The organism is Vibrio sp. Evd11 (genome assembly GCF_900382755.1).
GTDB lineage: Bacteria > Pseudomonadota > Gammaproteobacteria > Enterobacterales > Vibrionaceae > Vibrio > Vibrio lentus.
Genome location: NZ_OSDX01000090.1, coordinates 1 through 15,202 on the forward strand (window position 1 = coordinate 1; position 15,202 = coordinate 15,202).

17 protein-coding genes are annotated in these 15,202 nt (G+C 43.8%); 10 read left to right on the forward strand and 7 right to left on the reverse strand.

Annotation, left to right across the window (positions count from 1 at the left end; genetic code table 11):
• Positions 1–422 precede the first annotated feature (422 nt).
• The 5 genes from sbcB to purT all read left to right on the forward strand — a co-directional run bounded on the left by sbcB (position 423) and on the right by purT (position 5,511).
• On the forward strand, positions 423–1,847 hold the full coding sequence (sbcB, locus tag ED652_RS22195; protein WP_122056198.1) for an exodeoxyribonuclease I: 1,425 nt from the start codon (positions 423–425) through the stop codon (positions 1,845–1,847).
• A 24-nt stretch (positions 1,848–1,871) separates the two neighbouring features.
• On the forward strand, positions 1,872–2,243 hold the full coding sequence (locus ED652_RS22200; protein ID WP_122056199.1) for a CidA/LrgA family protein: 372 nt from the start codon (positions 1,872–1,874) through the stop codon (positions 2,241–2,243).
• 2 nt (positions 2,244–2,245) lie between these two features.
• The gene (locus tag ED652_RS22205) at positions 2,246–2,923 is read left to right on the forward strand and encodes an LrgB family protein (RefSeq protein WP_017104495.1); all 678 of its coding nucleotides are present in this window, start codon (positions 2,246–2,248) and stop codon (positions 2,921–2,923) included.
• 357 nt (positions 2,924–3,280) lie between these two features.
• Entirely contained in the window at positions 3,281–4,168 is an 888-nt protein-coding gene (gene cdd / locus ED652_RS22210; protein WP_122056200.1) for a cytidine deaminase, read from the forward strand.
• A 167-nt stretch (positions 4,169–4,335) separates the two neighbouring features.
• Positions 4,336–5,511 carry a formate-dependent phosphoribosylglycinamide formyltransferase gene (gene purT, locus ED652_RS22215; protein WP_122056201.1) on the forward strand — a complete coding sequence of 392 codons (1,176 nt, stop codon included), beginning with the start codon at positions 4,336–4,338 and terminating at the stop codon, positions 5,509–5,511.
• Between the two features lie 130 nt (positions 5,512–5,641).
• Here the strand turns inward: purT and ED652_RS22220 are convergent, their stop codons facing one another.
• Positions 5,642–6,295 (reverse strand): thiopurine S-methyltransferase, encoded by a 654-nt coding sequence (locus ED652_RS22220; protein WP_122056202.1) that lies wholly within the window; start codon positions 6,293–6,295, stop codon positions 5,642–5,644.
• Between the two features lie 333 nt (positions 6,296–6,628).
• Here ED652_RS22220 and ED652_RS22225 point away from each other — a divergent pair, with 333 nt between their 5' ends.
• Positions 6,629–7,405, forward strand: a complete 777-nt coding sequence (locus ED652_RS22225) for a RelA/SpoT domain-containing protein (RefSeq protein ID WP_017104499.1) — start codon at positions 6,629–6,631, stop codon at positions 7,403–7,405.
• A gap of 112 nt (positions 7,406–7,517) precedes the next feature.
• Here the strand turns inward: ED652_RS22225 and ED652_RS22230 are convergent, their stop codons facing one another.
• From ED652_RS22230 to ED652_RS22255, 6 genes are all read right to left on the reverse strand, one after another.
• The gene (locus ED652_RS22230; protein WP_122056203.1) at positions 7,518–7,955 is read right to left on the reverse strand and encodes a c-type cytochrome; all 438 of its coding nucleotides are present in this window, start codon (positions 7,953–7,955) and stop codon (positions 7,518–7,520) included.
• Positions 7,952–8,440, reverse strand: a complete 489-nt coding sequence (locus ED652_RS22235; RefSeq protein WP_122056204.1) for a cytochrome C — start codon at positions 8,438–8,440, stop codon at positions 7,952–7,954. The genes ED652_RS22230 and ED652_RS22235 overlap by 4 nt, the downstream gene beginning before the upstream one ends.
• Entirely contained in the window at positions 8,440–9,666 is a 1,227-nt protein-coding gene (locus ED652_RS22240; protein WP_102307343.1) for a molybdopterin-dependent oxidoreductase, read from the reverse strand. Before ED652_RS22240 ends, ED652_RS22235 begins: the two co-directional genes overlap by 1 nt.
• Positions 9,663–9,968: a c-type cytochrome gene (locus ED652_RS22245; RefSeq protein ID WP_122056205.1), complete on the reverse strand. Its 306-nt coding sequence runs from the start codon at positions 9,966–9,968 to the stop codon at positions 9,663–9,665. The genes ED652_RS22240 and ED652_RS22245 overlap by 4 nt, the downstream gene beginning before the upstream one ends.
• 445 nt (positions 9,969–10,413) lie before the next feature.
• Entirely contained in the window at positions 10,414–10,710 is a 297-nt protein-coding gene (gene ihfA, locus ED652_RS22250; protein WP_004734853.1) for an integration host factor subunit alpha, read from the reverse strand.
• 524 nt (positions 10,711–11,234) lie between these two features.
• Entirely contained in the window at positions 11,235–11,966 is a 732-nt protein-coding gene (locus ED652_RS22255) for an SDR family NAD(P)-dependent oxidoreductase (RefSeq protein ID WP_122056206.1), read from the reverse strand.
• Positions 11,967–12,095: 129 nt separating this feature from the next.
• Here ED652_RS22255 and ED652_RS22260 point away from each other — a divergent pair, with 129 nt between their 5' ends.
• The 4 genes from ED652_RS22260 (at position 12,096) to ED652_RS22275 (ending at position 15,133) form a co-directional block, all read left to right on the forward strand.
• Positions 12,096–12,854, forward strand: coding sequence for a helix-turn-helix domain-containing protein (locus ED652_RS22260; RefSeq protein WP_122056207.1), 759 nt, complete (start codon positions 12,096–12,098; stop codon positions 12,852–12,854).
• A gap of 201 nt (positions 12,855–13,055) precedes the next feature.
• The gene (locus tag ED652_RS22265; RefSeq protein WP_065112354.1) at positions 13,056–13,511 is read left to right on the forward strand and encodes a Fur family transcriptional regulator; all 456 of its coding nucleotides are present in this window, start codon (positions 13,056–13,058) and stop codon (positions 13,509–13,511) included.
• Between the two features lie 61 nt (positions 13,512–13,572).
• Complete coding sequence (locus ED652_RS22270) at positions 13,573–14,133, forward strand: carbonate dehydratase (protein ID WP_122056208.1); 561 nt, start codon at positions 13,573–13,575, stop codon at positions 14,131–14,133.
• Positions 14,123–15,133, forward strand: coding sequence for a GTP-binding protein (locus tag ED652_RS22275; protein ID WP_122056209.1), 1,011 nt, complete (start codon positions 14,123–14,125; stop codon positions 15,131–15,133). The genes ED652_RS22270 and ED652_RS22275 overlap by 11 nt, the downstream gene beginning before the upstream one ends.
• Positions 15,134–15,202: the final 69 nt, after the last annotated feature.

Consider the following 15,202-nt stretch of genomic DNA (forward strand, 5'->3'; position numbering starts at 1 on the left):
ATTATGGGTTTGGCAATATTAGATCATATTTGTTAACAAAGTGCGATCCCGCCCTGTTTCTGGGTAGAGCGCTAGACGGGTAGATTCAACAATTGAAACATCAGTACAGAGATAATCAGGGTGCCTCTAACCACTTCCGCTAAAGCAAACCGTAAACAAGATCGTTCGCGGTACCTTTAAGCCCAATTCAGAAAGACCAACAAGTAAGGCTCTCGAAAGAGGCAGACAGTCAGAATCATTACTAAGAAACAGTCACAAATGGATTTAAAAGCACACCTATCGACTCGATTGAATAGTAAAGCACCGTTTTACGGCAATTTATTTGTGATCTGGGTTGCACGCGTACCGCATACTATCAGATACTGAACAAAACTAACCTTCAGCCACAGTAAACGGCTCCCGTTTGCTGTTCAGGAAATTCAATGAGTTCAGATAATCAGTCGACCTACTTCTTTTTCGATTACGAAACATGGGGCGTTAGCCCAGCGAAAGATCGCCCGAGTCAGTTCGCCGGTGTTCGTACCGACCAAGATTTCAATATTATCGGAGAGCCTTTGGTTATCTACTGCCAACCTCCTGCTGATTATCTGCCTGGACCTGAAGCCGCATTAATAACCCGTATTACACCTCAAAAAGCCATGTCTCAAGGCCTGCCTGAGCCTGAGTTTATCGCTAAGATTCATGCCGAGCTTGCTAAGCCAAATACGACGAGCCTTGGCTATAACAGCATTCGATTCGATGACGAAGTAACGCGATATACCTGTTACCGTAACTTTATCGACCCATATGCGTGGAGCTGGCAGAACGGCAATTCACGTTGGGATTTACTGGACGTGATGCGTGCGGTTCATGCACTGCGCCCAGAAGGTATTAACTGGCCAACGACCGATGAAGGTTTTCCAAGTTTCAAACTGGAACATCTATCGGTGGCAAACGGTATTGAACACGAAAACGCGCACGATGCGATGGCTGATGTGATTGCGACAATCGAATTAGCGAAGAAGCTAAAAGCCGCGCAACCTAAGATGTTTGATTACCTCTACAACATGCGCCACAAGCGTAAGTTGAATGAGTTAGTCGATATCGTAAACATGACGCCTTTAATGCACGTTTCTGGCATGTTCGGTCGTGATTGTAATTACACAAGCTGGGTGGTGCCTATGGCATGGCATCCGACTAACCAAAACGCAGTTATTGTGGTCGACCTAGCGAAAGACCCAAGTCCTTTACTGAAAATGGATACGGATGAACTAAGAGAAAGACTTTATACCAAGCGTAGTGAACTTGCTGAAGACGAACTGCCAGTACCAATCAAACTGGTACAACTCAACAAGTGCCCTATTCTCGCGCCAGCAAAAACGCTCACTGCTGAAAATGCTGAAACGATCGGCATCGACCGTCAACAGTGTTTGAAGAATCTAGCCCTATTACGTGAACATCCAGAGATCCGTGAAAAACTGATCGGTTTATATTCACAAGAGCGTGAATACGAGAAAAGCAATGACGTAGACACACACCTTTACGACGGCTTCTTTTCACCAGCCGACAAGACCGCGATGAACATCATTCGCGAAACTGACCCAAATAACTTGGCAGCATTAGACATTTCTTTTGGTGACGAACGCATTAAGCCTTTGTTGTTCCGTTACCGCGCTCGCCATTTCCCATGGACGCTAGACGAAGCTGAACAACTTAAGTGGGCTAATCACTGTCGTGAGTATTATGAGAGCCGTTTAGAAGATTACATGCTAAACCTTGAAAACCTCGCGCATGAACATGAAAGCGACGAGAAGAAAATGGCTATCTTGAAAGCGGTTTATCAGTACGTAGAAAAGTTAGCTAGTTAATTCATTATCAAGAGATGTGACACTTTGAAAGAAAGATTGATCAAACTCGTTTACTGCTTAATCTCCTTCACCTTAATCATAGGTGCTCTCACTGCAGGCAACGCGTTACAACAATATCTAGAGACCTCTATCCCAGGCAGTATCTTTGGCATGTTGATCCTATTTACTGCCATGGTGATAGGTATCGTCCCTTCACATTGGGTACAGCCCGGTGCCAGTCTGATTATTCGTTTGATGATCTTATTGTTCGTCCCAATCAGTGTTGGATTAATGGATCACTTCGACATGCTTATCGCCAATGCTTTGCCAATCATGGCAAGTGCAGTTGGCGGAACGCTGATCGTATTGGTGTCTCTATCATGGTTCTTAGACCGCTTGCTTCCGAGAGGTAAATAATCATGTGGATTCTACTCACTATTGTAGTGTTCCTGTTTGCTCGCTGGGTAAGCCAGAAAGTGAACTCACCGCTGTGCAACCCTTTACTGATCAGCATTGGCATCATTATTCCTATTCTGTTGTTCTTCAAGGTCCCTTTCGAGACCTACTACGCAGACAACACTTGGATTACTTACATGCTTCAGCCTGCAGTTGTAGCGCTTGCTTATCCGCTATATGAACAGTTACCTCAAATTCGAGCGAACTGGCGCATCATCACCTTTGCTTGCACGCTGGGCAGTGTGATGTCGATGACAACAACAGCATTGATTGCGGTCGCCTTTAAAGCAGACCTGAGCCTAATTGCCAGCCTACTGGGCAAATCGGTCACTACACCTATCGCAATGGAAGTCTCAAGCCATTTAGGTGGTGAAGCGGCTATTGCTGCGATTCTGGTTTTGATTGTTGGTCTGTTTGGGGCAATTTTTGCTTACCCAATCTATAACCTGATTGGTATTAAGAGCCCAATCGCCAGAGGGTTAACCATGGGCACGGTATCTCACGCATTAGGCACTGCGACATGTGCTGAAAAGAACCAAGAAGATGCGGCATTCAGTTCTCTAGCGCTTGTTCTCTGTGGCGTCATTACCTCGATTATCGCACCGAGTATATTTTCGCTTGTAGTTTGGTTCTATTCTTAACCACTTTGATTGCGGTTTATACGCGCTCTAATAGATAAGTGGGTAAATCGCTAGACTCACTGGTTCGCGACTTTTAAGCGTTACAGATATCAATAAGCCCAAGCATAACCTGATTATTTCAGTGATGGCTTGGGCTTTTTTCTCTCATTTATTCATCAATACGTGACAAACCAAACTCAATTTCAAGCAATAAGTGCGATATCAATGGTAGTTTTTGTCGTTGCAATCGATTTCATCTGTGACCTCACTCTAATTATGCAAACCAATGTAACAACAACAATGCAATGGTGATCATTGTCACAGAAAAATCCTGAGCATTGCATAGAATTAAAGCCTAAGGTCAATTAAGGATTCAACATGAACAGTCGTATTACCCTGGCGCTGGAAAGTGCTCCAACATCAATGAAAGCGCTTTTGAGTGACATCGTATTAGCAGACAACTTTGACGCCACTATCTCTAAAGAGCAGTTTCAATGCTTGTTGGATGCAAGCGGCCTTTCTGATAAAGAAGCTCGCCTAGCTTTACTACCAATCGCAGCAGCATACTCTTATGCGCCGCTTTCTGAATTCTATGTTGGTTCTATCGTGCGTGGCCTATCTGGTCGCTTGTACTTCGGTGCAAACTTGGAAATTGCCGGTGCGCAACTTGGTCAAACGGTTCATGCTGAACAATCGGCCATCAGCCATGCGTGGATGAAGGGTGAAGAAGGCCTTTCTGATATCACGATCAACTTCAGCCCTTGTGGTCACTGTCGCCAATTCATGAACGAACTGACGACGGCAAAAGAACTTAAAGTTCAATTACCACAGCGTGATGAAATGTCACTGCAAGAATACCTGCCTGACTCTTTCGGCCCTGCTGATTTGGGTATTACTACAGGCCTAATGACTAAGCTGGATCACCAGTACACTTCAGAAGAAACCAGCCCTGTAGTGGTAAGCGCACTAGCAGCATTAAACCGTAGCCATGCGCCATATACTAAAAATCTAAGCGGCGTTTCACTACAGCTAACAGCTGGCGAAATCTTTACGGGTGCATACGCAGAAAACGCAGCATTCAACCCTAGCCTACCGCCACTACAAGTCGCACTTGTGCAACTGAAATTGGCTGGCTTCGATTTCGAACAGATTGAAAACGCAGCCTTGGTTGAAATCGCGGATGGCAGCATTAGCCACTTAGCGGATACTCAATCGACGTTGGAAGCGATTAACCCCGACATTCCAGTGACTTACTTAGCAATTTAAGTACATGTAGTTAACAATATTTTAAATAAGCAGCCCTATTTTACAGGGCTGCTTTTTTTATGCTTCTAATTCACGCCACAAGCCACGCAAACGTTTGCTTTTATTCTTCAAATAAGTATGATCACCCCGTTTTCAATCAATCGTTCAAAAGATCGGAAGGAATTTCTATGTTTGGTACCGCTACTCGTGAAAATGCTACTCGTGTACTTCTATTAGGTTCAGGTGAACTGGGTAAAGAAGTTGCTATTGAGTGCCAACGTTTAGGTTTAGAAGTTATTGCATGTGACCGCTATGCAGACGCACCAGCGATGCAAGTCGCACATCGTAGCCATGTACTAGACATGTTAGATAGTGATGCACTTCAAGCTATCATCGAACGAGAAAAACCTGATTACGTGGTTCCTGAAATCGAAGCTATTGCCACCAGCAAGTTAGTTGAGCTAGAAGCACAAGGTTTGAATGTCGTTCCAACTGCGAATGCAACCAAGCTAACCATGAACCGCGAAGGTATCCGTCGTCTAGCGGCAGAAGAGTTGAAACTGAGCACGTCCCCTTACCGCTTCGCAGACACCTTCGAAGATTTCTCATCCGCTGTTGAATTCGTAGGTATGCCTTGTGTTGTGAAACCAGTAATGAGTTCATCAGGTAAAGGTCAAAGTGTTATCAAAACACAAGAAGATATCCAAAAATCTTGGGACTACGCACAAGAAGGTGGTCGTACTGGCGCGGGCCGTGTGATCGTTGAAGGTTTCATCGACTTTGATTACGAAATCACGCTACTGACCGTTCGCGCAGTCGACGGCGTTCATTTCTGTGCACCAATCGGTCACCGTCAAGAAGATGGTGATTACCGCGAATCATGGCAGCCACAAGTCATGTCAGACAACGCACTTAAAGCGGCGCAATACACGGCAGAGCAAGTGGTTAACGCGTTAGGTGGTCACGGTATCTTCGGTGTTGAGTTGTTCGTTAAAGGCGATCACGTAATCTTCAATGAAGTCTCCCCTCGCCCACACGATACAGGCTTGGTTACTTTGATGTCTCAAGACTCGTCGGAATTCGCACTACACGTTCGTGCATTTACGGGTATGCCAATCAAATCAATTACTCAGTATGGCCCATGCGCATCAGCGGTTATCTTAGGTCAAGGCACATCGACGAACATCCGTTTTGAAGGCCTTGAAGAAGCGCTAGATGCACCACAAACGCAAGTTCGTCTGTTTGGTAAGCCTGATATTGATGGTCGCCGTCGTCTTGGTGTGGCGCTTACTCGCCGCAACAGCACAGAAACAGCAATAGAAGACGCCATAGAAAGCGCCGCAAAAGTAAAAGTGATTTACTAACCAGCTATTCAATTCTGAACAATCAAGAGTTCAAATCTGAACAATAAAAAAGACGGGCCATTGAGCCCGTCTTTTTGTTGGTGTTATCTTTTTTATTGAAGCCGTCTTTTCGCTTGAAAGCTCACTGCGCTTAAGCTTCTGACTCAATCAAATACACTTCTTCACTGAATCGTGACAAGCCTTTCTTCGCAATCTTAGGGTGTTCATCGTCTGCGATATCTTGATTCAACAAAGTGATCTTATAACCAGCAAACAACTGATCGATCTCTAGCTTAGGCACGCTAAACGGAGGCCCTGCCATCTCGCTTTGATCGTAGTCCAATGTCACCAATAAAATCTTGCCGCCTGGCTTTAACAGTTGCTTCAAACGTTCCACATATTGCACGCGAATTTCAGCAGGCAACGCCACCAAAGAAGCACGATCATAAATGATGTCGACTGGTTGAATGGGCGCAGTGAAGTAGTCACCGGTGTAAACACTCAACTCATCGAATTGATAAAGCTCATGTTGACCACTGATTTGAGTCACTGTCGGCGTGTAAAGGTGCTCTGCAAAAAATGCGCGAACCGCAATTTGACTTAACTCGACACCTTGAACCTCTTCATGCTTGGTCGCTAACCAAATCAAATCTTCACTCTTGCCACACAGAGGCACGAAGACACTCTTGTCGTAACTAGGGTTAGTCTTTTTCCAAAACTCGATAAGAAGTGGATTTACATCTTCAAGGTGGAAACCAATTTGATTGGCTGCCCATTTATTGTGCCAAAATTCAGGATTATTCATCTTACGTTCATGTTAAACAGTCATAATGCAAGGGTACAGTATAGAGAAGTAAGAGCAACCTTCGCTTGATTCAAACTTGAAAACGACGCGAGTTAACAAAGAAGATTGCCGAGGTTCAAAGTTCTCAAAATTTGGGAACAAACGCTTAAATGATTTGTCTATATCTTCACATTTTAAAGCAATATTAAACGTTAGAGTTGGTTTCGGTCTTAACTAACCCCATCTAATATATAGCGATATTGGTTAGTGTAGTTAAGCTGTTTTTACTCTTATGCGTTACTGGTTACCCCTTTTGATTTACCCGTTTTTGTAACCTTGTATTTTGGAGTTTGAATGAGTGTATTTCTCCGTACGACGGCCCTAATGCTTCTAGTATTGAGCCGAGCGCCTGCATTCGCAGCAGCACCTGTTTCAACAAGTTCAACTGATCAATCGCGCACTCCTGCGCAAAACCAAGTTTCATCAAACGTATTCCGCCATAGCCTAAGCGGCTTATACGGCATCAAAGCATTCGACTCACGTCCGACTCAGCCTTATACCGACTTCGATATTCTGTACAGCAAAGCTCACCAAGCACAGGCTGAACTAGAAACCATCTGTAAAAGTACTGCCCTACTGACTAACTCAGACGCACTCTTCGCTGGCGTTAAATCTCAAGCACGAGCAGAAGAGAAAATTGACCTTGAGTTAGATGGCGATGTATCAAGAATTACCGACTTAGCCCGTGCAACCATCATCGCTAACGATGTGGAAAGCTTGGTCGAAGTTTACGAAGCCCTAAGCCGCGAAGCGGATGTGGTAAAAGTGAAAAACAAATTCAAATCACCCGCTGATTCTGGCTACCGTGATCTGAACCTTTTGGTTCGTTTACCTAAAACTAATGTTATTGCGGAAGTTCAGCTTCATTTGAGAGCCATCGCTGATGTGAAAAGTGGTCCTGAGCACGAGCTTTACGAAATCATCCAAGGCATTGAGCGTCACGCGATTGCAGAAAAACGTCCGATTAATGACATCGAAGCGGCACAAATCAACAGCCTAAGACGCCAATCTCTAGAGCTTTACCAACAAGCATGGCAGCCATACATTACAACGCACATTAAAGCGGCATAACGCAAACCGCATAATATCGATAGACACCAAAAGGGCTGCACTCGCAGCCCTTTTTAATTCTTGTTTGATAAGTAAATCGCTCACTTATCTGTCACAACCTTTCCATTCCAAACTATTGGTGATAATACTCTTTAGAGCGGTTATACAAATCCAAGGGTCTTAACGTGTTGTAAAACGCAGCCGCGTCTTGTAAGTCTCTATCTGACAAAGATTTCACTACCGACTGCATGTATAAGTCTTGTCGTTCATCGCTTTTAAAATCACGTAATTGCTTACGGATGTAACTCGCCTTTTGTCCCTTTATGTTTGGGTAAGATTGCACAAAAGGAATGATCTTATCGCCATGGCACTGGCTGCAAAGGTTCTGAGCAAGCTTCTCGCCCGCAACCAAACTTGGTATATAAGGCTCAGCTTTTTCTAGCTCAACGTCAATTTTGGGCACTACCTTAGTGTCAGATTCGGAATGTTCATCAGAGCATGCAGAAAGCAATAGAACGGCAATCGCAGGCGCCAGAAATATAGACACGAACGTCATTGAGTTTGTCGTCATTTATGCGCTCCCGGCATTGGTGGCATCAAGGCACTATCAATAGGCTTACGACGATACTTGTTCATGTCGATGCCTTTGTCTTGGTAGTAAGTGCTCAGGTAATCCAGTACTGGATCCCATGTATCAGACAAGTCCCACAAGCCTTGAGTATCAACCATCCATTGAATCGTTTCTCGCCACTGCTCTCTAGTGCCGCTGTTTTGAGCCACGATTAGGCTGGTGTGACACGCATTACACTGGCCATTCACCACTTCCCAGCCTGGAGCCATAATTAGCCCAGATGTCTTGTCTACACCGTAATACTCTTTTGGATTTTCTGGAATCTCATCGGCATGTACGAGCATCGAGGTTAACAGGCTACACACCAATGCCGCTCTCACTATGCCTTTCCGGTAAGAACGCTTGCTTACATCTGTAAACCTAGCGTGAGCAGAGTTGGTGTACGTAGGGTTACCACAAAGAGGCTTATCGTTAATTTGCTTCATCACGACACTCGGACTGCAATACGGTGACAACCATTGAACAAATAGCCTTTCGGATTCCATTGCGGTTGCACAACGGGCTGACTGTCGCCTTCGCTGTCAGTCGCTTTTGCCCAAATCTCGTAATAGCCCGTCATTGGAAGTTCGAGATCGGCCTCCCATTGCTGCCATGCGCCTTTATTGACGGGTCTATTAAGCTTCGCATCGTGCCAAGTAGTACCGTAGTCGTAACTCACTTGCAGCTTCTCAACGGTTCTTAGCCCAGCCCAAGCATGACCGCTGACCGTGACTTTTTTACCAAGCGAAAACTCAGTTCCGCTCTTTGGTGAAGTAATTAACGATTTAACGATCATCTCTTCAATGATTCGGAAATCTTTGTTATCGACTTTTTCGCCTGGTGCTATCGGATGTTTTGGCACTTGATAAGCAGGTGCTGCCATCTTATGGCCGTCATGAATTTTGTTACGAATACTAATGCCTGTGGTGCACTTCTGAGAGACCGAGGCTGGACGCCCACCAAACACGGTTCGAAGTGGGAAGCCATGAAGGTATGGAATAGGCTCTCCATTCATTTCCCATGCAATCAATGCGTTATCATTCATTGCAGCCGCAATAGGTACACCGCGAGAGATGGCTTCGCCTTTACCACTTAAGTGTTTATCAAAGCCGTGATTTCCTACGTAAACCGCATCGTCTTTAATGCCACAATCTTTAAGAACATCACTGAGCAAGACACCGGTCCATTGCGAACAATAAACGCCTGCGTTACTCCATTGGTTCCCCTTGGTACTTGGATAGAAGTTATTGCGACTGTTACCACCACACTCCAACACCAAGCTCTGAGTATGGTGTTTAAACTTGGATTTAAGTTCTGCAAGCGTGTAAGTTTTACTTTCTTTCACTGACTCGCCTTTCACTTCAAAAGTCCAAGTCTCAGGATCCATTTCTTCAAAATCTGGCATCAAGCCATTCCATCGAACAAAAGGGACCTCTGCTGGTGTGACTGCTGGAGCAAGCATACTTTCTGGTGGGTAGGCATTCAGAGGGTTGGTATTCAAAACAGTGTAGTAATCAGGAAGATCTTCGGCTTTTGCCCACGTTAACGCGTTGATATCGAGTGCAGCCAAATCTTCAGGTCGATTAGCCGCAAATACCCAAGAAACCGGCAATGCAGAAACGGCAGTAGCGGAAAGCGCAGCTTTAAGAAATTGTCTTCTGTCTAAACTCATTGAGGTGACCCTTTTTGATTCAGTGTGTAAAAGTAGTTGGCTAGTTTCTCGATATCATCTTCAGACAAAAGTTGAGCTACTTTAGACATGGTTTTGTCTTTGCGTTTACCACTCTTAAAGTTCGACAACTGTTCTGTAAGGTAAACCTTGTTTTGCCATTTCAAATTGGGAATCGAAGGATATGATGTATCTTCGCCGCTACCGTGACAGGCAACACACATATTCGCTATTTGCTGATACTCCGCTGCTGTGACTGCCACAGGCATAAGGAGCAATATCAAAGCTAGAAAGGCTTGTCGCAAGGTTTATCCTTAGTATTTGAACGGTTAAATAGGTTAAGTGATTGTTAATGTCGCGCATTAAATCAAATTGATTTGTTTATTTAAATTCAAACATATTTAACCTTCGTTTATTAAAACTAAACGATCGCCGGCCCAGCTATGAGTGAGGCAACAAAGACAACGTTAGTGTGAGATTTAATAAAAGAAGTACGGCTTAGAAAAAGGTATGTAACGCTGAAATGATGAGGATTAACCTGAAAAGGGGTCAGACAAAAAGCAAAGTATAAGAGAGAAGTTCAGGGAGAGAACAAGATGTGTCGAAACGACAGGATCTAATAGACTTAAGATACGCGCATAGGAAACGGTATTATTCTTGTACCAAAGAGATGTTTGAAGTGAGACGATTACTAGAGGTTAAAATGAGCCAGATACAAAAAGACCACGCTAGGCGTGGTCTATTGCTTGGCTACTTCTCGATTTTAATATTCTCGACACGGGCCTTTAGTTTTTGTCCCGGTCTAAAAGTAACAACACGTCGAGCAGAAATTGGAATGTCTTCACCAGTTTTCGGGTTACGACCAGGTCGCTCGTTTTTCTCGCGAAGATCAAAATTACCAAAACCAGACAGTTTTACCTGTTCGCCATTTTCGAGTGCTTTACGAACTTCTTCGAAAAACACTTCAACCGTTTCCTTGGCATCCCGCTTGCTGTATCCGAGTGTCTCAAACAGGTTCTCAGCCAAATCGGCCTTCGTGAGTGCCATAAAACTTTCCTCAAAGCTATGTTAAACATTGCTACCATCGCCAGTAGCGCCAAAGCATTTACCCTATTCAATCAATGAGATAAGGTCATTTACAAGGAAAGTGTATGCCAAGCTTCTGATTTTCGCCAACTTTTTTATCTCAACTATTTAATTATTCTTTCAAATCAGAAAGATAACTCGCTTAAAATTTCACATATATAGCTAAAAACCATCTACTCAACAGCCTTCAAATGGAGTTATATTTCATTAAAATGGCGATATGAAGAATTTAAAACTTTAGCGACCTAAATAATAATTTTTGAGACTTTTCTCCGATACCCAATAAAATCAGCCACTTGATTTGATACGAGACTCAACAGAGGTTACTAAATAAGCGTTATTAAATATGAGATTTGTATCATTTCAGAATTTAATTCGAATTGGCCTGAATAAAACCTTACTGAATTACGCTTTCCCACGGAGTTACTTGTTTAGAAGTTAACCTAATAAAGCTCACCTATGCATAAACAACCTAACCAATACAGCTAGTATTGAACATGGCTGGTCGATGCTCCATCTACGTACCAGTTTGCTCCAGAAACAAAACTCGCAGCAGGACTAGAAATAAAGGTTACCACGTTGGCAACTTCATCAGGGTTTGCCAATCGACCCATTGGGTTTCTTTCGAGGACTTTCTGGAAGATCTCAGGCTCTTCACGCTTACACCTCCCCCAAAGGCCGTCAGCAATATAAGTATCTCCAGGTGAAACGGTATTAACCCTTACCTTACGGACGTAGGTCAAAGCCAGAGATTTCATGTAATGGGCAAGCGCGGCCTTTCCGGCCCCATAAGCATTAGCGTGACAAGCGGTATATCCGCTCGCTTTCGACCCAATATAGGTGATTGCTGCGTAATCCGATTCAAGCAATTTGGGTAAAACCAATGTAATGGCATACTGCGTTGCACTAAGGTCCTTTTGCAGTACATCTTCCCATTCATCAGAAAGTGCACTCACGTTAGGAACAAAAACATCGATGCTAGGAATAGACGCAACCCAAGCTTTCATTTGAGCCGGATCATGGGCATCAACTACCTTGCCAACAACTCGTTCCGCCTTGTTTCCGAGCAGCTCATACAACCTGTCGATTCGATGTTGAGAACGACCACAAAACCAAATGTTCGCTCCTTCGTTGGCAAACCCTTCCACTATTTTCGCCCCAATTCCGCTCGAGCCTCCTGTAACAACAACATTGATATTATCTAATCCCAAATCCATCGTAATCTCTCAAAGTAGTATTAACCATCTAAATTAGTATCGTTAATAGTCCCTTCTAATTCCAAAATAAATAACAAAAGTGACACTATGTGATACATTGAGGGTGTAAATAAGTAACAGGATAAAGTGATGGATACGCTCAACCGAGAAATTTGTAGCGTTATAAAACGGCATTTAAAAAAGACAGGTATCTCTTATAAAGAGGTTTCACAGTTCACTGAAATGTCTGAAGTGAGTATCAAACGGCTTCTTAATGGCCATCAATCGCTTTCCATTCTCAAGTTACAAAAGATATGCGAATTAATTCAACGCCCTCTATCCGCAATTCTCTCTGAGGCAGAAGAATCATTGGCCTCGACCTCACTATTTACTGATGAACAAGATGCGGCCTTTTGTGAAGAGCCCGCGCTGTTTACTATTTTTCAAGAGATCGTTAATGAAGGGGCAAATGCTCAACAATTAATGGCTCGTTTTGACTTAAACAAACCTTCACTGCATATCTACCTAAGAAAGCTTGAACAGCTAAAACTGATTGCGATGTTATTCTACTTGAAGTTCCATGTCATTGTGCCTTCAAATACGGCTTTCTCTGAACACGCTCGATTTAGCGCGACCTTCAAGAATCAAGTCATCGATGCACTGAAACAAGCGGTGCAATATATTAATGCTGACAACAAACAAGCTTATTTTATTACGACCAAATTTAGGCTGACCGAAGAAGAGTTTAAAGACTACAACCTTAAACTTGAAAAATTAATGTTAAAGACCGTAAAACTCAGCCAATCACGCAGTCGAATGACCGAAGGGTTAAACGACTATGCCATTGTCGATATGGGTGCCAAGGGTATTTTCCACCCAACACTCAAAAAGCCAGTAAACTTGGTTTAGGAACAGCTCAGTACGCTCATTATCCCGTAGTAATTCCTTCGCTCTTATTGCGTAGCGAGCCTCCTCGCTGCGTACCCAACCCAGAACATATATCGATCATTCCCTTGAGTAGTAACCCTAAACAATGACAACAAAGTTTGTTCCTCACAATAAAATGATATGTTATAACATATCTACATAGTTTCTAATTTTGTGGATTGAATGAGAGATATTGAAGGAATCATTGAGCATGTAAAACAAGGCTGCAAAGTCAGTGGCAAACAATTTACGGCAAAACGACAGTTAATACTGCGAGCCTTGATACACGCCAACAAAGCACTTTCTGCGTATGAAATCGTTGAATATTGTAAAGAGCACTTTGATCAGCATGTTCAAGCAATGTCGGTTTATCGGGTATTGGAGTTTCTTGAAGATCAACACTTAGCGCACAAACTCAAAGTCTCTAACAAATACATACTCTGCGACCATATCCTTTGCGAACATGAGCATGGTATTCCTCAATTTTTAATTTGCTCAAAGTGCGACAAAATCAGTGAGCAAACCATCGACCCTGCCACGATTAATGGACTTCAATCCCACGCTAAGAAGGAAGGATTCACTGTAGTCAGCCCTCAATTAGAGATTAACTGCGTGTGTGATGAATGCGTCGATACATAAATGCCTGGCTCCATCAATGGTGGCAACCCAGTAGCATTACGAAAAAATAAAAGAGCTCAATATGTTAAGAAGAAACCCTAGTGGCCACATGCCGAATGTGTCGGAAACCGCCTTCATTGACCCAACGGCCATCATCTGTGGCAAAGTCATCATTGAAGACAACGTGTTTATTGGCCCTTATGCCGTCATTCGTGCCGACGAGATCAACGAAAAAGGTGACATGGAAGCCATCGTGATTAAGCGTGATACCAATATCCAAGATGGTGTGGTTATTCATTCAAAAGCCGGTGCCGCGGTGACCATTGGTGAACGCTCATCTATCGCCCACCGCTCGATTATTCATGGCCCTTGTGAGGTCTGTGACGACGTCTTTATTGGCTTTAACTCCGTAGTCTTTAATGCGGTGATTGGCAAAGGCTGTGTAATTCGCCACAACTGTGTAGTAGATGGGCTCGATTTACCTGAAAGCTTCCATGTCCCACCAATGACTAACATCGGTTCAGGGTTTGATTTGAACAGCATCTCAAAGGTACCACCTGAGTACTCTGCGTTTTCAGAATCGGTGGTTTCAGCAAACCATACCCTTGTTCAAGGTTACCGGAGAATTGCCAATGAGCTCTGATAAAACGCCTATCTTGGGTGTTCCGACCAACATCATTACTGGCTTTCTCGGCGTGGGGAAAACCTCGGCGATTCTCAACCTATTGAAAAACAAACCCGCAGATGAAAACTGGGCTGTCTTGGTGAACGAATTTGGAGAAATTGGCGTTGATGGCAGTTTGATCCAAGGGAACGACAGCAAAAAACAAGTATTTATTCGTGAAGTACCTGGCGGCTGTATGTGTTGCGCGGCAGGTTTACCGATGCAGATCGCACTGAACCAACTATTGTCAGAAGCAAAACCCGATCGCTTATTGATTGAACCTACGGGGCTTGGACACCCGAAAGAAGTGTTAGAGGTCTTGTCTTCAGAGCATTATCGCAAAGTGTTGTCACTGCAGAAAAATATTACTTTGGTTGATGCCAGAAAGCTCTCTGACACGCGCTATTCTGAACACGATACTTTCAATCAGCAAATCACCATTGCCGATACCATTGTGGGTAATAAAGTCGATCTCTACAAAAGTGGCGATGCAGAACAACTGGCTGAGTACATCGCACAGGCTTGTCACCCCGACACCAAACTCATATTTGCTCATCTCGGTAAGATCCCTTCCTATGAGTTCGATGGAAACACCAACTTTTACCTCCATCAAACTCATGAACACCATCACCACCACGCTCATAAACAAGAGAAACCGCTCGCTTCTGAATTGCCGATGCCAGAAACCGGCATGATAAAGGCGAGTAACCAAGGTGAAGGGTTTGAAAGTGTTGGCTGGCGATTCTCAGCAGACAAATTATTTGATCGTCAGCAATTGCTTAAGGTATTAGTTGGACTCCAAGTAGAACGAATGAAAGCAGTGTTCATTACTCAAAGTGGTATCTTTGGTTACAACCTAACGGAAGATGGTCTAACAGAGTGTGAATTGGATGAGTGCATTGAAACCAGGATTGAGGTGATTGGTCAGAGCATCGACAGTGACCTAGAAAACCACCTGATTCAATGCTTAGTCAGTTAATCAATGAGAGCAACTTAACAACCACCTACTAAAGTAGGTGGGTTAGTATTACGGACTGAAAGTCCGGAT